The organism is Bacillus sp. NEAU-CP5 (assembly GCF_026420705.1).
GTDB classification, from domain to species: domain Bacteria; phylum Bacillota; class Bacilli; order Bacillales; family Bacillaceae; genus Bacillus; species Bacillus velezensis.
Genome location: NZ_JAPMOV010000001.1, coordinates 810,067 through 827,741 on the forward strand (window position 1 = coordinate 810,067; position 17,675 = coordinate 827,741).

Annotated in this window: 24 protein-coding genes, 1 tRNA gene and 1 riboswitch; of the genes, 13 read left to right on the forward strand and 12 right to left on the reverse strand. The window is 46.2% G+C overall.

Annotation, left to right across the window (positions count from 1 at the left end; genetic code table 11):
- Positions 1-8: 8 nt before the first annotated feature.
- Positions 9-344, forward strand: coding sequence for a tRNA-Val4 (locus OTK50_RS03420; RefSeq protein ID WP_224224185.1), 336 nt, complete (start codon positions 9-11; stop codon positions 342-344).
- A 583-nt stretch (positions 345-927) separates the two neighbouring features.
- Here the strand turns inward: OTK50_RS03420 and OTK50_RS03425 are convergent.
- The 3 genes from OTK50_RS03425 to OTK50_RS03435 all read right to left on the reverse strand — a co-directional run bounded on the left by OTK50_RS03425 (position 928) and on the right by OTK50_RS03435 (position 3,428).
- Positions 928-1,000: transfer RNA gene (locus OTK50_RS03425), tRNA-Val, on the reverse strand.
- A 138-nt stretch (positions 1,001-1,138) separates the two neighbouring features.
- A complete protein-coding gene (metC, locus tag OTK50_RS03430; protein WP_052827270.1) occupies positions 1,139-2,314 on the reverse strand; it encodes a cystathionine beta-lyase in 1,176 nt (391 codons plus the stop codon).
- Positions 2,307-3,428, reverse strand: coding sequence for a methionine biosynthesis PLP-dependent protein (locus tag OTK50_RS03435; RefSeq protein WP_007610693.1), 1,122 nt, complete (start codon positions 3,426-3,428; stop codon positions 2,307-2,309). Before OTK50_RS03435 ends, metC begins: the two co-directional genes overlap by 8 nt.
- 69 nt (positions 3,429-3,497) lie before the next feature.
- Positions 3,498-3,623: riboswitch (SAM riboswitch) on the reverse strand.
- 174 nt (positions 3,624-3,797) lie between these two features.
- On the opposite strand from OTK50_RS03435, the gene OTK50_RS03440 reads away from it, so the two are divergent.
- The 6 genes from OTK50_RS03440 to OTK50_RS03465 all read left to right on the forward strand — a co-directional run bounded on the left by OTK50_RS03440 (position 3,798) and on the right by OTK50_RS03465 (position 7,342).
- Positions 3,798-4,520 (forward strand): esterase family protein, encoded by a 723-nt coding sequence (locus OTK50_RS03440; RefSeq protein ID WP_045207132.1) that lies wholly within the window; start codon positions 3,798-3,800, stop codon positions 4,518-4,520.
- A gap of 25 nt (positions 4,521-4,545) precedes the next feature.
- Positions 4,546-5,061 (forward strand): YjcG family protein, encoded by a 516-nt coding sequence (locus tag OTK50_RS03445; RefSeq protein WP_224224184.1) that lies wholly within the window; start codon positions 4,546-4,548, stop codon positions 5,059-5,061.
- 4 nt (positions 5,062-5,065) lie between these two features.
- On the forward strand, positions 5,066-5,497 hold the full coding sequence (locus OTK50_RS03450) for a GNAT family N-acetyltransferase (protein WP_224224183.1): 432 nt from the start codon (positions 5,066-5,068) through the stop codon (positions 5,495-5,497).
- A gap of 158 nt (positions 5,498-5,655) precedes the next feature.
- On the forward strand, positions 5,656-5,889 hold the full coding sequence (locus tag OTK50_RS03455) for an AbrB/MazE/SpoVT family DNA-binding domain-containing protein (protein ID WP_007409078.1): 234 nt from the start codon (positions 5,656-5,658) through the stop codon (positions 5,887-5,889).
- Entirely contained in the window at positions 5,890-6,627 is a 738-nt protein-coding gene (locus OTK50_RS03460; protein ID WP_007409079.1) for an ABC transporter ATP-binding protein, read from the forward strand.
- A complete protein-coding gene (locus OTK50_RS03465; protein ID WP_105937859.1) occupies positions 6,620-7,342 on the forward strand; it encodes an ABC transporter permease in 723 nt (240 codons plus the stop codon). Before OTK50_RS03460 ends, OTK50_RS03465 begins: the two co-directional genes overlap by 8 nt.
- Positions 7,343-7,383: 41 nt before the next feature.
- Here OTK50_RS03465 and bla read toward each other — a convergent pair whose 3' ends face one another.
- Complete coding sequence (gene bla, locus OTK50_RS03470; protein ID WP_088462280.1) at positions 7,384-8,133, reverse strand: subclass B1 metallo-beta-lactamase; 750 nt, start codon at positions 8,131-8,133, stop codon at positions 7,384-7,386.
- A gap of 69 nt (positions 8,134-8,202) precedes the next feature.
- Positions 8,203-8,457, reverse strand: coding sequence for a hypothetical protein (locus tag OTK50_RS03475; RefSeq protein ID WP_032874485.1), 255 nt, complete (start codon positions 8,455-8,457; stop codon positions 8,203-8,205).
- Between the two features lie 120 nt (positions 8,458-8,577).
- On the opposite strand from OTK50_RS03475, the gene OTK50_RS03480 reads away from it, so the two are divergent.
- Positions 8,578-10,863 carry an ATP-dependent helicase gene (locus OTK50_RS03480; RefSeq protein WP_088462281.1) on the forward strand — a complete coding sequence of 762 codons (2,286 nt, stop codon included), beginning with the start codon at positions 8,578-8,580 and terminating at the stop codon, positions 10,861-10,863.
- A gap of 68 nt (positions 10,864-10,931) precedes the next feature.
- Here the strand turns inward: OTK50_RS03480 and OTK50_RS03485 are convergent, their stop codons facing one another.
- The 4 genes from OTK50_RS03485 to OTK50_RS03500 form a co-directional block, all read right to left on the reverse strand.
- Positions 10,932-11,186 (reverse strand): stage VI sporulation protein F, encoded by a 255-nt coding sequence (locus OTK50_RS03485; protein WP_003154986.1) that lies wholly within the window; start codon positions 11,184-11,186, stop codon positions 10,932-10,934.
- A 166-nt stretch (positions 11,187-11,352) separates the two neighbouring features.
- Entirely contained in the window at positions 11,353-11,514 is a 162-nt protein-coding gene (locus OTK50_RS03490) for a YjcZ family sporulation protein (RefSeq protein WP_007610678.1), read from the reverse strand.
- Positions 11,515-11,605: 91 nt separating this feature from the next.
- Entirely contained in the window at positions 11,606-11,803 is a 198-nt protein-coding gene (locus tag OTK50_RS03495; protein WP_012117306.1) for a hypothetical protein, read from the reverse strand.
- 287 nt (positions 11,804-12,090) lie between these two features.
- Complete coding sequence (locus OTK50_RS03500; RefSeq protein ID WP_032875197.1) at positions 12,091-12,447, reverse strand: DUF1360 domain-containing protein; 357 nt, start codon at positions 12,445-12,447, stop codon at positions 12,091-12,093.
- A 170-nt stretch (positions 12,448-12,617) separates the two neighbouring features.
- Here OTK50_RS03500 and OTK50_RS03505 point away from each other — a divergent pair, with 170 nt between their 5' ends.
- The 5 genes from OTK50_RS03505 (at position 12,618) to cotZ (ending at position 15,171) form a co-directional block, all read left to right on the forward strand.
- Entirely contained in the window at positions 12,618-13,004 is a 387-nt protein-coding gene (locus OTK50_RS03505; protein WP_014417436.1) for a spore coat protein, read from the forward strand.
- Positions 13,005-13,041: 37 nt separating this feature from the next.
- The gene (locus tag OTK50_RS03510) at positions 13,042-13,356 is read left to right on the forward strand and encodes a hypothetical protein (RefSeq protein WP_038457653.1); all 315 of its coding nucleotides are present in this window, start codon (positions 13,042-13,044) and stop codon (positions 13,354-13,356) included.
- 92 nt (positions 13,357-13,448) lie between these two features.
- Positions 13,449-13,949 carry a spore coat protein CotX gene (gene cotX, locus OTK50_RS03515; RefSeq protein WP_014417434.1) on the forward strand — a complete coding sequence of 167 codons (501 nt, stop codon included), beginning with the start codon at positions 13,449-13,451 and terminating at the stop codon, positions 13,947-13,949.
- A gap of 150 nt (positions 13,950-14,099) precedes the next feature.
- Positions 14,100-14,582, forward strand: a complete 483-nt coding sequence (locus OTK50_RS03520) for a CotY/CotZ family spore coat protein (protein WP_029973132.1) — start codon at positions 14,100-14,102, stop codon at positions 14,580-14,582.
- A gap of 145 nt (positions 14,583-14,727) precedes the next feature.
- On the forward strand, positions 14,728-15,171 hold the full coding sequence (cotZ, locus tag OTK50_RS03525) for a spore coat protein CotZ (RefSeq protein ID WP_003154997.1): 444 nt from the start codon (positions 14,728-14,730) through the stop codon (positions 15,169-15,171).
- A 58-nt stretch (positions 15,172-15,229) separates the two neighbouring features.
- Here cotZ and OTK50_RS03530 read toward each other — a convergent pair whose 3' ends face one another.
- The 3 genes from OTK50_RS03530 to thiD all read right to left on the reverse strand — a co-directional run bounded on the left by OTK50_RS03530 (position 15,230) and on the right by thiD (position 17,656).
- Positions 15,230-15,838, reverse strand: coding sequence for a CotO family spore coat protein (locus OTK50_RS03530; RefSeq protein WP_007409092.1), 609 nt, complete (start codon positions 15,836-15,838; stop codon positions 15,230-15,232).
- A gap of 98 nt (positions 15,839-15,936) precedes the next feature.
- Complete coding sequence (gene fabI / locus OTK50_RS03535; protein ID WP_003155001.1) at positions 15,937-16,713, reverse strand: enoyl-ACP reductase FabI; 777 nt, start codon at positions 16,711-16,713, stop codon at positions 15,937-15,939.
- 130 nt (positions 16,714-16,843) lie between these two features.
- Positions 16,844-17,656 carry a bifunctional hydroxymethylpyrimidine kinase/phosphomethylpyrimidine kinase gene (gene thiD, locus OTK50_RS03540; protein WP_045207126.1) on the reverse strand — a complete coding sequence of 271 codons (813 nt, stop codon included), beginning with the start codon at positions 17,654-17,656 and terminating at the stop codon, positions 16,844-16,846.
- Between the last annotated feature and the right edge of the window lie 19 nt (positions 17,657-17,675).

Here is a 17,675-nt window from a genome sequence, read left to right on the forward strand (position 1 = left end):
CGTGACACATGAAATATTCATACAGGTTTGATAAAGATCCATTTGGTGATATAAAAATAGTTCTACCAGAAGAAATCAGCATTTTCTCTGACTTCATTGAAAATATTACAACAATAGAACAAACTGATGAGTATATAGAATACATTCAGAATGTTTTAAATGGGATACATGAGGATTTTGAAATTGATTTAAATGGGATAAGTGTATTGATAAAAAAAGATGTTACCGATGTTGAAAACCCTTTTTTAATCGATGACCCTTATAAAAACTCAATAGAAACAGACCAATTTAAAAAGTTGTTATTAATATGGAGAAATAAAATTCCTGAGATATTTAAAGATTAAGTACATTCATTATTCTACGAGCCGGTATTCAAATTGCCCAGAGGACCAAAATATTAAAGCCTTTCTCATAAGAGAGGGGCTTATATAGTGCGTGAAATTTGAGTAACATGTCAGACAGCACTTGCCGAAAAGGTCGGAAAGTATAGTTCTGTTCTGAGTGATCAAAAAAACATTAGTAAAATAAAAAAAGGCTCTCTAATCCTGATAGTAGACCTCCTAATGCCTTAAACAAGTTACAGAATAAATAAAACAACACATTGAATGGCTCAAGATAAAAGAAAGCCCTTCTCTTATGAGAAGGGCTTTATCTATGTTTTAAATAGGATAGACTGTCTTCAGTCCGTAGAAAAGCACATCGAGATTGCTCGTAGTATTCCGTAAAGTACGTTCCTTTTTGACGAGTTTTCCTGTTCTATTTGCGGACATATTACCGCCTCCGTTCGGTTAAGTCACCGAAATAAAACCGCTACCTTGTCGTTGGTAGGACCGCTACCCTGCGCCTTAATACGCCTAAGTCATCGACTAAGTCAACGCAATAAAAAACGGCTAGAAACGTTGATATAACGCCTCTAACCGCCGTGGATGATTCCGACTGGGCTCGAACCAGCGACCTCTACCCTGTCAAGGTAGCGCTCTCCCAGCTGAGCTACGGAATCATGATATGTATGTGTTGCTGGGTATGTTGTTGTCTCTCTGACATTTATAATTATATATCCTGATTTCTCATTCGTCAACACTTTTTTTATCTAAAATAAAAAAAGGGCGCGTCGCAAAATTGACGGCGCCCTTTTCGTTTATGATCTCACTTGGGCGGGGGTTATTTTTTTCAATGCCTGTTCGAAGTCCCGTTCTAAATCTTCGGCGTTTTCGACTCCTACGCTCAGGCGCAGAAGGCCGTCTGTGATGCCGCGTTTCTCCCTCTCTGCTTTCGGCATGGCGGCATGCGACATGGCTGCAGGGTATGAGAGAATGGACTCGACAGCGCCGAGGCTGACGGCAAATACCGGAAGCGATACGTTTTCGACCAGCTTTTTGACGGCTTCTTTGCTTTCCAATTCAAAGGACAGGACGGCGCCCGCTCCGCTCGCTTGACGTTTATGGGTATCGGCTCCCGGGTGTCCGGCAAGGCCGGGATAGTAAACGTTTTTGACGGCGGGATGCCCGTCAAAATAGGCAGCCAGCCGCTCAGCCGTCCGGCTCGCTTTTTCCAGCCTGACCTGCAATGTTTTTAAGCCTCTCAATACGAGCCAGCAGTCCTGAACGCCGAGCACCGCTCCAAATGAGTTTTGCAGCTTATACAACTGATTGCCGAGCTCTTCATCCTTTACGGCGGCAAGGCCTGACAGCACGTCACTGTGGCCGCTTAAAAATTTCGTCGCGCTGTGAAGCACGATATCTACACCGAGATCAAGCGGACGCTGCAGAGCAGGCGTCATGAAAGTATTGTCAAGGTATGTCAGACAGCCGTGATCCTTTGCCAGTTTGACGACGCCCTTAATATCCGTGATGCCGAGCGTCGGGTTTGACGGTGTTTCCATATAAATGGCTTTCGTGTTCGGCCGGATGGCGCGGGCGACAGCTTCTGTGTCCGTCATATCGACAAAGGTATGTTCGATTCCGAAACGGGACAGAACCTCAGTCACCATGCGGAATGTTCCGCCGTACACATCCTCCGTGACGAGGACATGGTCGCCTTGGGATAAAAGCAGAAACGCCGTTGAAATCGCCGCCATTCCTGAGCTGAAAGCAAAACCTCTCGTTCCGCCTTCAAGACCTGCGATCGTTTCTTCAAGCGCTGTTCTTGTCGGTGTGCCTGAGCGGCTGTAGTCATATGTCCCGAATTCTTCAAATGAAGACTGATGGAATGTGGAAGCATGCTGGATCGGGACGCTGACGGCTCCGGTGGCTCCGTCTGTTTTAAATGGATTGTGCACGAGCTGGGTTTCCAGCGTCCAATTGTGATTACTCATATGACACGGCCCCCTCTTTTACTTGCTGTAATGCCTGCTTTACATCCCGCTTCAAATCTTCTGCATGTTCAATGCCCACTGAAAATCTCAGCAGACGGTTGCAGACACCGTTTGCGATACGGATGTCTTCCGGAATGTCCATGTGCGTCTGTGTCGCGGGGTATGTAATAAAGCTTTCCACCCCGCCGAGACTTTCTGCGAAACAGATCGTTTTCAGCGCCTTTAAAAACGGATTGACCCATTCCTCTTTTTGCAGCCGGAAAGACAGCATCCCGCCTTTTCCGGGATATAACACGTCGGCGATTTCTTCTTCCTGTTCTAAAAATTCTGCAAGTTCACGGGCGTTTTCTTCATGACGGCGCATTCTGAGTCCGAGTGTTTTCATCCCTCTCATTAAAAGCCACGAATCAAACGGCGGGAGAACCGCGCCGATCGCATTTTGGTGATTAAACATGATCTCGCCGAGCTCTTCATCCTTAACGACAGCCAGACCGGCAAGGAGATCATTGTGCCCCGCTAAATATTTTGTGGCGCTGTGAATGACGATGTCCGCTCCCAGTTCAAGCGGGCGCTGGAGCACCGGGGTATAAAACGTATTATCCACAATTAAAAGCAGGCCGGCTTCTTTCGTAATCCGGGCGATTTTTTCAATGTCCGCCTCCTGCATTAACGGGTTTGTCGGTGTTTCAACAAATACCGCTTTCGTATTTTCCGTTATTTTGGAGCGTAAACAGTCTTCATCGCTGAAATCATCGTAAATAAAGCTTAAGCCGTATTTTCTCCATTCGTTTTCAAACAAACGGTACGTGCCTCCGTATAAATCGGAGGATACAATCAATTCATCCCCGCTTTTAAATAAAGCCATAATGGTTTGAATGGCTGCCATTCCCGAGCTGAAAGCAAATCCTCTCGCACCGTTTTCCAACACGGCGATGGCGTCTTCGACGAGCTGGCGTGTCGGGTTTTTCGTGCGCACGTAATCAAAACCTGTAGATTCTCCTATTCCTCTATGGCGGTAAGCGGTGGACAGATAAATCGGCGGACTGACCGTTCCCGTTGCTTCTTCGCTTCTATTTCCGATTTGGGCTAATTTTGTATCAACATGCTGCGTCATCAGTAAGCACCATCCTTTTTCAAAAATAAAAAAGCCCCCTCTTCATAAGAAGAAGGAGCTTTTCTCTTCCTCTTATCTTCCAAGCATGTGAATCGCTTGCTGGATTTAGCACCTTGGCACTTTGCCTTCCCGCGGCAAAGCAAACCGGTTGCTGAGGTTTCAAAGGGCCAGTCCCTCCACCTCTCGTGATAAGAATATTGTTTTGTATTTTCTGATTGTTCTATATTAACGCACTATAAAATGAATTTCAATAACTTTTTATTTATCTGAACTCTCGCAAGAAGTGCATCTGAAGAAAGAAATTTCTAATAATTCATGGTACAATAGGAAAAAACCATCAAGACACTAAGCGGCCTGGAGGAATGCGATGTGGCATCAAAAAACGGAATCATTCATGAGAAAAAACTTTTCTCCCATGAGCTTGAAGAGGAAATGACCGTTTTGGTCTACCTGCCCGCCACCTTCTCCCCCCTGTATAAATATCATACGGTCATCGCTCAGGACGGCCATGATTATTTCAGATTAGGGAGAATCGGGCGGCAGGCGGAAGAGCTTATGTCAAAAGGGGAAATTGACCGTTGCATCATTATCGGCATCCCTTATAAAAATGTGCAGGAGCGAAGAAACACATACCATCCAGAAGGCTCTAAGTTCGCCTCATATAAGCGGTTTATCGCAAATGAGCTCGTTCCTTTTATCGACAAAGAATACCCGACTTATCAAGTCGGATACGGCCGCACCATGATCGGGGATTCCCTCGGCGGAACCGTTTCGCTCATGACGGCGATTGACTATCCGAACATGTTTGGAAACGTCATCATGCAGTCTCCGTATGTTGACGGTCACGTGCTGGATGCCGTCCGGCAGTCGGAGGATCTCAAACAGATTTCCGTTTATCATCAAATCGGAGAAAAAGAAACCGGCGTTCACACGACAGACGGCCAGGTTCTTGATTTCACCGCGCCGAACGAAGAGCTCAAACAGCTGCTGGAAAGCAAACAGTCTGAATACACGTATGAAACCTTCGACGGGGATCATAAATGGACCTACTGGCAGCCGCTCATCACGCCGGCGCTGAAAAAAATGCTGTAACCATTCATTTAAGGAGGGAACTTTCATGAAATACGGTATTGTTTTATTTCCATCAAAAAATTTACAGGACCTCGCAAATTCGTACCGGAAACGCTACGACCCGAGCTACGCGCTCATTCCTCCGCACCTGACGCTAAGAGATCCGTTTGAAGCGACAGAACAGGAAATCGAGCAGGTCGTATCACAGCTGAGACAGACGGCGAAAGAGTCGCATCCGCTCGTTCTGAAAATCACAAAATACAGCTCGTTTTCTCCTGTGAATAATGTGATATATATGAAAGCAGAGCCGACGGAGGAATTAAAATCTCTGAGTGAGAAATGCTACTCAGAAGCATTATCCGGCGAGCCGGAATACAGCTTCGTTCCGCATGTCACGGTCGGCCAGAAGCTGTCGTCAGATGAACATTCCGACGTACTCGGACAGCTGAAAATGCAGGACATTTCCCACGAAGAAGTCATCGACCGTTTTCACTTGCTCTATCAGCTGGATAACGGCTCATGGACTGTGTACGAAACATTTTTATTAGGCGGAGGAGAATAACTGTTTGGAATCCATCATCGCAAAAACTGAAAAACAGCTGAACGACGCTTTTTTCGTCAGAAAAGAGGTCTTCGTTAAAGAACAGCACGTTCCGGAAGAAGAAGAGATTGATCAATTCGAGGACACGTCAGAGCATATAGTCATATATGACGGCGGCCAGCCGGTCGGAGCCGGCAGATGGCGCATGAAAGACGGGCATGGAAAATTAGAGCGCATCTGCGTGATGAAAAGCCATCGTTCTTCAGGCGTCGGAGCCATCATTATGCAGGCGCTTGAAAAAGCGGCGGCAGCCAAGGGCGCCGACAGCTTTATCTTACATGCACAGACGCAGGCGGTTCCGTTTTACGAAAAACAAGGATACCGCGTCACATCCGGCGAAGAATTTCTCGATGCGGGCATCCCCCATCTGGAAATGATAAAGGAACACAAACGATAAAATCAAAAGCACTCCTGTTAATAGCAGGAGTGCTTTTTTTATGAAAATAATACTATTTCATGAATTTTATTGAATTTTATGGAAGGTTAATGTATATTAAGTATACGAAGTATTACAATTCATACAAAAAATACAATTCATATTGCGGAGGGATAAACATGACGGCACCAAAAGGAAAACACATATTCGGGACTGTTAAAGTGGGTACAAAAGGACAGATTGTCATTCCTAAAGAAGCAAGAGATGTTTTCGATATAAATCCGGGGGATTCACTGCTTATGCTTGGGGATGACCAGCAAGGTATCGCACTTGTTAAACAAGAACTCTTTTTCGAATTTGCAAAAGATATTTTAAACGCTAAGCAAATCGATGAAGATAGCGAGGATGAGTAAATGCACGCGATTGAGCTGAAGCAATTAACGAAACATTATAAAGAAACCGCCGCCGTTGACCGTCTTGAGTTCTCAGTTGAGAAAGGGGAATTTTTCGCTTTACTCGGTGAGAACGGAGCCGGAAAAACGACATTAATCAGTATGCTTTGCGGACTCCTTTCTCCGGATGACGGTGATGCATCAGTGCTTGGACACAGTATTTTGACTGATTTGGATAAAATAAAACCGAAATTGAATATGTCCCCGCAGGAAACAGCTATCGCTCCTCATCTAACCGTACGGGAAAACTTAGAGTTTATAGCCGGAGTCTACGGAATTCCAAAAAAAGAAGCAAAAAAAAGAACAGATGAGATGCTCGAATTGTTTCAATTAAAAGAGAAAGAAAGAGCAAAAACAAAAACATTATCAGGAGGAATGCAGCGCCGCCTCAGCATCGCAATGGGAATGATTACAAAACCGGATATTTATTTCTTAGATGAGCCGACATTAGGGCTGGACGTCCGTTCACGCCGCGAGTTGTGGAAAAATCTTGAGGCATTAAAGGGTGACATGACGATTATTTTAACGACACACTATTTAGAAGAGGCTGAAGCCCTGGCAGATCGTATTTGCATTTTAGAAAATGGGACTTTAAAAGCACTGGGCACGGCGGAGGCCCTGAAAAAGCAAACTCATTCAGCCACATTTGAAGATGCCTTTTTAGCGATTTGTGACGGGGAGGCGGGTCTTTATGCTTGATTTCGCCATTCGCAACCGCAAAGAAATTTTTCGTGACCCCCTGTCTATTATCCTTGGAATCGCACTGCCTGTTATTCTATTGTTTCTGTTTACGGCGATTGAAAAAAATGCGCCGCTTGATACCTTTAAAATTCAGCACTTAGCACCCGGACTCATTGTTTTCGGTTTCGCTTTCCTTACGATGTTCTCTGCATTGCTGATCGCAAAAGACAAACAGACCGCCCTTTTGACCCGTTTGTTTGCTTCCCCTTTAAAAACAGCCGATTATGTCATCGGTTATGCACTGCCGATGCTGCCGTTAGCCATTTTACAAATCGTCATTTGTTTTATCGCAGCAGCGGCTGCCGGTTTATCAGCCGAGTGGATGAATCTTCTCACAGGTATCGCTGTCTTGCTGCCGATTGCGATGATGTCCGTTTTCTTCGGTTTATGTTTAGGGGCTGTGTTTACGGACAAACAAATTTCAGGTATCGGAACGATTTATATTACACTCGTGCAATTTCTGGGCGGGGCTTGGATGGAGGTGGGCCTGCTCGGTGACACATTCAGACATATCGCTTATGCCTTACCGTTTATTCACTCGATCGAGCTGGCCCAGGAAGTCATATCCGGAGATTATTCTTCCTTTCATCAGCATATTTGGCCGATAGCGGGATATACCGTTTTGGCGCTTGCACTTGCTTTCCTCAGTTTTATGAAAATCAGGAAGAGATAAAAAAAGCCGGCACTCCGTAATGGGAGCGCCGGTCTTCTTTATTACGTTTCTTTCAGAAGGTTTATCGTATGCGGCAGCAGACGGTCATCCCCCGGGCTGCCATGGCCCGGAACGACAATACTGATGTCCTGATATCTTTTCATGACTTTGCGGACGGCGCGCGGCCACTGATCCGGATAAAAGCCCGGAGTAGGCACGATTTCCTTTGTTTCTAAAGCCTTGATTAAACATCCGCCGAATAAGAGCTTATCCTCAGGCAGCCAGACGGTCATATTGTCTTCCGTATGCCCTTTTCCCGGATAAAACGTTTCAATTTTCATATCGCCAAACTGCAGCTTTGTCACGTTTTTCAAATCTCCGAGCGGCCGGTCAAATCCCTGCTGTCGGGCGAAGTCGGCGGTCAGCTTCGTGCTGTGCACCTTTACACCGTATTTGTACAGGGTGTTCAGACCGCCGATACGATCGTCATGGGCGTGTGTCACAATGGCATCGGTCATCCTTTTGCCGGGAAACCGCTGTTTTATTTGTGTCATTAATTGCTCTGTGAGACTGTCATTCCACGGAGTATCAATCAGTACGATTCCTTTTGAAGTCTCAAGAAGCAATCCGTTCGCAGGGACGGGACTTCCGTCTGCCGTACCGGTGCTTGTATGCATCCAGACATGCGGCGCCAGCTGTGTGAGAGTGACATCTTTTGCTGCGGAGCCCTCCGCCGCGTGTGCCGGTTTCATTCCGGCAGTAAAGAGGCCGAATAGAAATAACCCCGCAATCAATAATGAAAGCTTTCTCAAATTGAATCATTCCTTTCCGCATCTTTCATATATACGACCCAAAAAAAACCCGGATATATCCGGGCTTTTTCACACGTATTGATTTATCAGCCGGCCTTTTCCCATGATTTGCGGCAGACGGGAAAGAGAGCGCTTACGTTTTTCCTCATGTACTTTCTTTTCTGCGGCTGCGGTATTTTCCTGGCGGCGCTCCACCTCTCTGTACAACCTGTCATTGGCGAGGGCGGCCGCTTTCGTAATGCCGGCGTAATCAGGCTTATAACCCGCTGCCCGGTTTGCGTATTGAGAATACTGCTGGTTTTGAATCCGTCCTGCATAAATCATATGTACCCCTCCCCTTCGCTTTTCATTTCCCTTAATCTTACTTTTTGAAACGCTGTTCTTTTGTTATGATATTCTTTGTCTATCAAATGGATGAACACCTTTTAATGGGAGGACCCCTTTTTGAAATGCGCCCGACTGAATAACCGAACGATACATTTACATACATATTCCAGAGAACATTACCAATTCCTTTTTGAAGAAGCTCAGAAAGGAAATATTTTTTGCGCACATTGTGACCAGCCCGTCTTGATGCGGCTTTCGATTTTAGAGCAGCCGGCATTTTATCACCGGCAAAAGGGAGACTTCACCGCCTGTGAAAAAGCATGCGCGGCCGAGGAACCGCAAGCGGAGAAAGAAAAAGAAGAGTATAAGGAAGCCGGCATGTTCCGCCTGCCGAAAGGAAAAGCGATTTCAGAGAATCCGAAACCGATCGTCTCAGAATGGAAAAGCCCGAAAAAAGTGCCTGCGGCCGAACCGTTTTCACCAACATCCGAGGCGGCTGATACATCTTTGTTCTCCGGCATCGGCCTGAACCGTGAACAAATGAGGGCAGTTACAGAAACGGACGGGCCTTTGTTAGTGCTTGCCGGAGCGGGAAGCGGAAAAACAAGGGTGCTGACAGCACGCGCCGCCCATATGATTGAACATCTCGGCATTTCACCCGAGAATATGCTGCTTGTGACCTTTACGACAAAAGCCGTCGCCGAAATGAAAGAGCGGATGGCGAATGAGTACGGTCTGGCCGCCGGAAAAGTCTCCCGTCTCGTGACCGGAACATTCCACAGTTTTTTCTATAAAATACTCTATCATTATGATTCTTCGAAATGGAACGGCAGCCAGCTTTTAAAAATGGAGTGGCAAAAAGAGCAATATGTGAAAAAGGCGCTCTATGAAGAAAATTTGGATGAAAAAGAGTTTCCCGTCGACCAGGCGCTTCAGCTTATCGGCTGCTGGAAAAACACGTATCTCTCCCATGAGACCATTCCGCTTGCGGACGACTGGGAGAAAAAAGTGTACAGGCTCTACGAACATTACGAGCGGCAGAAGCGGGAAAAACACCAATTTGATTTTGATGACATGGCCCAAGGCTGTTATGAACTGTTTCAAAGCCGGCCTGATATTCTCGCGCAGTACCAAAACAGATTTTCTCATATCTTGATTGATGAGTTTCAAGATATCAATCCTGTCCAGTACAACATTATGCAAATGATCGCAAGCCCAGAGAATAACCTGTGCTGCGTGGGTGATGACGACCAATCCATTTATGCGTTCCGCGGCAGCAGCCCGTCTTTCATTTTAGATTTTCAGAAAGATTATCCGGCAGCAAAGACCATTTACTTAACGGCAAATTACCGATCGCCGCATCCGATCGTCTCAAGCGCTCATACCGTCGTAAAGAAAAATAAAAAACGGTATGAAAAAACACTTTCTGCCGTCAAAGACGGCGTTCATAATCCCGTGATATTTTATCCTTACGATGAAGAAGAAGAAGCGACCATGATTGTTTCAGATATGAAAGAGAAGATTCAAAACGGGGCGAGCCCTGACGATTTTGCCGTGCTTTACCGGACAAACAGCGCCGGACGGGCCATTTATGAAAGACTGCATCAATCATCGATTCCTTATCATGCCGACCGGGGCGTGCAGACGTTCTACAGCCGCAGAATCGTACGCCAGATCCTCGCCTACTTATATGCGAGTCAGAATGAAGATGATCCGGATGCGGTGAAAGACCTGCTGCCCGCTTTATTTTTAAAGCAATCCGCCCTGCAAACGTTAAAGGCGCTGTCAATCACGGAAGATTGCACGATGATTAAGGCACTGACGAAACTGCCTGACCTGAAGCCTTTTCAAATAGGGAAGATCAAGCAGATCGTTCCGTTTTTCGCAAGCATCCGGACAATGAAGCCGGTTGAAGCCATCACCTTTGCAGAAAGCAAAATGGGTTTTTCCGAGTATTTAAAAAAACGGGGCAATGAGGGGAACAAACTGGAAAAAGGCTCTGATGATCTCAGGGATGTCAAAGTGGCCGCCAAAAAATTCAAAACCATTCCCGATTTTCTTGCGCATGTCGATCATATGCGCGCCGCTGAGAATCTGAAAACCGATGAAAACGGCGTCGAACTGCTGACCATTCATCGCTCTAAAGGTCTTGAATTCAATACGGTCTATATTTTAGGCGCGGCTGACGGCTCGATCCCTCATGACTTCGCGCTTGAGACGGCGAGACAGGGCGATCCTGCTCCGCTCGAAGAAGAAAGACGGCTTCTGTATGTCGCAATGACAAGGGCCATGCAGCATTTATATGTATCTTGTCCCTCGTACAGGCGGGGAAAAACAGCGCGCAGCTCAAGATTTCTCGAGCCCCTTCTTCGGACGGACAGACGGAGCGCACTCAGGATATAAAGAACCCGGCAGATCACTGCCGGGTTCTTCTCACATAAAAAGGCCTTTTTAGCAAGGCCGGCTGACGCCTATTTATTGTTCAGCATTTTAGAAATGGTGCCAAAATCAAGTTTCTCTTTACCGCTTGTAATAGATTGAACGATTTTGTCTTCCAATTCTTTCGGAACACGCTTGTTAGCCAGCTGGGACACCTTCTGAATGACGCCTCTCACCGTGTTTTCATCTTTGAAATTGGCATTTTGCAATGATCCTGCAAGGTTCATGACATCCTTCATGCTGACGCCTGTTTTCTTCTCAATATTTTTGAAAAATTGATTATCCATGGTGTGCCTCCTTTTGTGGAGTAATACGATATTGTATGAATAAAGAGCGGAACATGTGCCCGTAAGACAAGGAAAAAATTCCGAGTGCCCCGTCTCTATACTCCTTCATACATCAGGGAAGCACGGGACTGAACGGTCCCGCGCTTATCCAAGGTCTTGCTAAGGTTTAGCCAAAAAAGGATGCACCGACAATGATCAGAAGGATGAACAATACGACAACAAGAACAAATGTTGAGCCGTATCCGCCTCCGACATAGCCGCCTCCGTATCCGCCGCAGCCGCCATAACCGCCGTAGCCGCCGCCGAATCCGCCATATCCGAATCCCATATCTAAGCACCTCCTTTACTCTCTATACTCTATGTGAGCCGACTTGTTTGGCTTGGATAAATGCATAGGGCCGGTGCGGATTTCATTCATTTTAGTGAGAATGCTCATTTTTCTTCAGTTTTGCTTCTGTTTCGGCGGCAAACACATCTATCCATTCCTCAAAGCGCGATCCCGCTTCATCAAACTCAGACAGCTGCTTTTCAATAGATAAGATATATTTGTCATGCTCCCGCTGGTTTTGATTGTGCCGGCGGTATTTACCGTTTATGAATGATTCAAATATATTCATAACATCCCCTCCTCCTATGATCTATGCCGAACAGAGGCCGGCGTTCGGCAAAAAACAAAAAAAACCGGAAGTTCCGGTTTTTTAGAAAACGGCTATTTCGGTTTTTTCTTTTGGCCGCAGCCGCAGCCTTTTTTCTTAATTTTTTTTTCGTAAGGCTGATGCACAGTTGATTTGTATGGAGAATGTTGGGAAGGTTTGCTTGATTGATTCATGGTGATCCTTCCTTTCCTTATGTCATATATGCCAGTTTATGCCGAAAGTGACGGTAAGTTGCTGGTGGAACCGCCTTATTCCTGCAGAAGACGAGAAACCGCAGCTTCAATGATCCCGGCCGCGCCGGCTATGGCTAACAGCAAAATCAGCCATTGCGCAGCCTCGGGTACCAAAATCTGCGCCGCAATTAAAAAGGCCGCGCACCACACGCCCGTACACCAGTAGCAGCTGAGAAGTTCACCGATAAATGCCCTGATACCTTTTCCTTTTATGACAATGTAGGTTTCTGTCGTGCCGTCTGGTGCGGTTTCTGTTTTTTCCTCGTGAAAAAGGCTCCGAAGCGGCGCCATAATGGTGTCAAATACGAAAAGCCTGGCCAGCCGGAAAACGGCAAACGATAACAGAATAAATGAAAGCCAATTGATAACCACCTGTTCACTCCTTTTCAAAACTTGACCTCTTTATACATATGCGAAAACCCTGATCTTCATGAATCGCACCTTGTCCGGTAAAAAAATAGGTGCGATTTAGTTGTTTTTCTTATTCCGCTCGGCGTTTCATTTGCATTATATAAAGTATGAATGAGAAAGGAGTGAAGGTTATGTCGTTTGAAGAAAAAGTCGAAACACTGCAACCGCAAATATTCGAACAATTATCCAACGAATTCGAGCAGAAGATCGAAGTGATTGATTGCGAAAATGTCACAATAGATACAACACTTATAACGGCCGCTCTTTCAATACAAGCTTCAGTTACTACGGCGATTATCCTTGCGACACAGCTCGCGATCGCAGATGAAGACACAGCCGACCAAATGGCAACCGAACTGCTGATCCTCGATGATTGCCAAATAAAAAAGCGAACCCTCATTCAAGTCATTAACAGCCGCAATGTCAAAATCACACTGACAGCAGACGATATCATGGCCTTTGTACAAACTTTGTTTCAATTATTAAATATACTTTTTGCTGAACTAGACATCCTTTAACCTTTCTTTTCAAATATTTAAATAGAGGTGAGAACAAATGGCAGATAACGAAAAATTAAAAAAAGAACTCGAAAGTCTACCAGAAGTGGATCCGCTTTTAAAAGTGCTTGTCAGCAATGTCTTCAAAAAACACGGCGTGACAAAAGATAAAATGCGGGAAATCCCTGATGAAGAAAAAGAAATGCTGATCGCATTAGTCAAAGACATGCAGGCGAAATCAGAAGCTTTTCTTGAAAGCCAGAGACAGAAAAAAGAGCAGGAAAAAGCGCAAGAACAGCAGACAAATCCAAAAACCCGCAGAGAACAATTAATCGAACAGCTCCGGCAAAGACGCCAAAATCCCGGTCAATAACTAAAAAATAGTGATTTTTATCAGGATAGATGCCTGAGTCAAAGTAAGGGGCCGGCTCATTTAATATTAGTAAAAGAAAAGGAGGAATAGATATGGAAAGCAGACCATACTCTTGGGTTGCACTTGATCCTGAATGCGAACATCCGCGAGAAGAAAAAGAAGAAAAAGAAGGCAGAAGATGCAGTGTTTGCTGTAACGGAAACGGATTCGGCGAAGATAATGCCTTCATCGACCAGGACCTGGCTCAAGCGAATCTCAACAAACAAGTTTCTGAAGAAGCGATTATTATCAGAGACTCTTGTGATATTAACGTAACGTCAACAGACGTTCAGGCAGTCGCTTCAGTCATGACAGCTCTTAATGCAGCAGTCGTAACAGCCACTCTCACTTCAATCGCTGACGGAGTCATCGCTGAATTGGTCGCACAAGACTTATTGCAGCTAACAGCTAACAAACAAATCAACCGCCAAAAACTGCTCATCGAAAACTCCCGCGGCGTAAACGTGACAACAGTAGATGCCGATATCGCAGTGTTGATCTCAACAGCGACAAATACACTGGTTGCCATCTTAGTCATCACCCTGATCCTCTAAAAAGAAAAAGCAGAGCTAAAAATGCTCTGCTTTTTCTTATTTTCTCCGCATATGATGAATATATAGACGTTCACCCACACCAAGTGAGGCTCGCGTACATATGTTGTTAAAGACAAAAGTCAAATACCCTAAAAGAAGGAGCTGAAATCCATGAGCTGCGGAAAACACCATGGCCGAGATGAAAGTTGTGTATGCGATGCAGTCGAGAAGATTTTAGCAGAACAAGAGGCTGTTGAAGAACAATGCCCGACTGGATGCTATACCAATCTGTTAAGCCCGACGGTTACCGGTAAAGATACCATCCCGTTTCTCTTGTTTGATAAAAAAGGCGGTTTGTTCTCCACATTCGGGAACGTCGGAGGCTTTGCGGATGACAGCCAGTGCTTCGAGTCTATTTTCTTCCGGGCAGAAAGAGTTTGTGATTGCTGCGCAACGCTTTCAGTATTGCGCCCCGTAGATGTGCACGGCGACACCCTCAGCGTCTGCCATCCTTGTGACCCGGATTTCTTCGGTTTAGAAAAAACAGATTTTTGCATTGAAGTTGATCTGAGCTGCTTCAGCGCCATTCAATGCCTTTCACCGGAGCTTGTTGACCGGCCTGCGCCGCACAAAGAGAAAAAGCATCACGGATAGTCATTGATTCGCATCTTTCCTAAAGAAGAATCCCCTTCCAACCTTCTATTACAGATGCAATCATCAGCCCGCCCGGACTTCCGGGCGGCTGACTCTCCGATATCGTTTAATCCGGTATATAAAACGTGAAGTCAGGAGGGATATTATGAGCAAGCATACAACATACTGTGTGCGTGAAGCGGTAGAAAATATTGAAGACCTGCAAAATGCGGTCGAGGAAGATTGCCCGGCCGGATGCTATTCCAACCTTTTATCGCCGGGTTTTTCATTAGGCGATACAGTGCCGTTTGTGCTTTTCACTTCTAAATCATCACCGTTTACCGCATTCGGAAATGTCGGCGAGCTGGATAACGGTCCGTGTTTTAACACCGTTTTTTTCAGAGTTGAAAGGGTCTGTGACGGCTGTGCCACATTAAGCCTGCTTATTGCTTTTGACGAGCATAAGCACATTCTTGATTTTACAGATAAAGACTCTCTCTGCGATGTATTCCGTTTAGAAAAAACGAACTATTGCGTTGAAGTCGATCTCCATAGCTTCTGCGCCATCAATTGCCTGAACCCGAGACTGATCAACCGCACACATTCTTAAATCAAAAAGCATAAAAATAAGCTGCCGGATTAAAGAATTCAGGCAGCTTTTTGTATGGTTAAAATCCAAGCGGATGCAGCGAGGTAATATCGTCTATTGCGAGTTCTGCCGGCGCTCCGTTGCTTGTCGTCCGCAGGAAGATCGCATTATTTTTTCTGCCGACGATTACGCCTCTGTAGGTTTTCCCGTTGGCTTCTATCAGACAAAGGGTCCGCGGCATATTATGCGGCAGCTTCGTTAAGAAATCAATTTTTTCAAGAATGGACATTCTGCTCATCGGCTTTTTCACGCGCTTTGGCGGAACCTTTTCCTCTGGGGCGGCATTGTGAACCGCTTCAGGCTCTTTTTCAGCGGCATCAGGCTCTTTTTTAGCGGCGTCAGGCTTGGCAGTGTCCTGCTCCGCTTGCGCCGGAACTTCTTGAACGGCTTCTTCTGCGCGGCTGTGCTGTTCAGGTACTTGCTTTTCTGGTTCGACAGCCACTGCTCCTTCAGGCTGAGTTTGACATTCTTCCTCCCGCTTTCCATGCATCGGCTCTTCTTCCGGCGGCTGAGGCGCTTTCCTTTTTTTGATTAATATGTCCTGCATTGATGATTGCGTGTCTGAATAATCCGCCTGAACAATATACATGAGCGGTTTTTTTTCCGCGTTTCTGTTTTGTTTTGACATCTTCATCCCTCCGATTCTGTCATGTTTTATTTATATGACGGAATGATTAAAATCAGAAGAAAGAAAAAAAGCAATCCCTGAAAGGGACTGCTTGTTATTTAACGTGCGGTAATATGAAATCCTGAATCAACGTGAAGATTTTCGCCCGTGATGCCTCTTGACAGGTCACTGAACAAGAATGCAGCCGTGTCGCCCACTTCTTCAGGTGTTGTCGTGCGGCGCAGCGGCGCGCGCTCTTCAATTTCTTTCAGGATAGAGTTGAAATCACTGATTCCTTTTGCAGACAGCGTACGGATCGGTCCTGCTGAAATGCTGTTGACGCGGATGTTTTCTTTTCCTAGGTCAGCGGCTAAATATCTCACGCTCGCATCAAGAGACGCTTTTGCCACACCCATTACATTATAGTTTGAAACGACGCGCTCTCCGCCGAGGTAAGTGAGTGTAACGATGCTTCCGCCTTCAGTCATAATCGGACGCGCCGCTTTTGCGACCGCTGTCAGAGAGTAAGAACTGATGTTATGCGCAAGCAGGAATCCTTCGCGGTTCGTATTTAAATATTCGCCGACAAGCTCTTCTTTGTTTGCGAACGCGATGCAGTGCGCGATGCCGTGAATCACGCCGACCTGTTCTTTAATGCTTGCAAAGCAAGTTTCGATCTCAGCGTCATTTGTCACATCACACGGAAGGATGATAGAATCATTTCTTTCTAATGTAGCCGCAAGGTCATGAACTGATTTTTCCAAGCGCTCTCCCGCGTAAGTGAAAATGAGGCGCGCTCCGGCTTCATGCAGCGAACGGGCGATTCCCCATGCGATACTGCGTTTATTGGCAACGCCCATCACAACGATGTTGCGGCCTTCAAGTGAGAAATTCATATGTATAAAGCCTCCTGTAATCGTCTTAAAGACATAGTTTTAGTACCTGATCTTAATTTTTATCATATCATAACCTTGTCCAGATTGAAAGCATGGGAAAAAGACCGCGGATGTTGAAGCGGTCTCTTTTTTATCTCGTCTGCAGACTGTTCCTTTTAAAGGCAAAATGATTGGTCGGGCCGTGTCCCGCACCGATGCCGAGCGTATGTTCCACGGCTTCCCGCACAAAATTGACGGCTGTCTCAAACGCGGTCTGAATGTTTTTCCCCTTTGCCGTTTCCGCCGTCAGCGCGGCTGCGAACGTGCAGCCTGTTCCGTGGGTGTGTTTGGTGTCAATATAAGCGTGGCTGATTTGGGTAAAAGACGAACCGTCAAATAATAAATCAACGATCCTCCCCTGTTCAGGCTGATGTCCGCCTTTTATGATGACATGCTTTGCACCAAGCTTGCAAAGGCATTCGGCCGCTTTTTTCCGGTCCTCAAACGTGCGGATTTCCATTCCCGTCAATACCTCAGCTTCCGGAACATTCGGCGTCACCGCATAGCTGCGCGGAATTAACAGCTCTTTTAACGCGGCCTGAGATTCCTCACGCAGCAGGGAAGCGCCTCCTTTGGCAATCATGACGGGGTCGGTGATGACATGATCAAGCCCGTACTGATCCGTTTTTTCCGCAATTTCCGCAATCATTTCCGCGCTCCACAGCATTCCCGTTTTTACAGCGTCAGGCCGCAAATCTTCCGCCACCGCGTCAATCTGGCTGCCCAGCGCTTCCCGGGTGAGCGGATAAATGCCGTGAACACCCAAAGTGTTCTGGGCGGTTACCGCTGTAATGGCTGACATCCCGAAAACGCCGAGCTCCTGAAAGGTTTTGAGATCCGCCTGTATACCGGCGCCGCCTCCTGAATCTGATCCGGCAATCGTCAATGCTTTGCATATGCTCATGATGTTTTTCGCTCCTTTC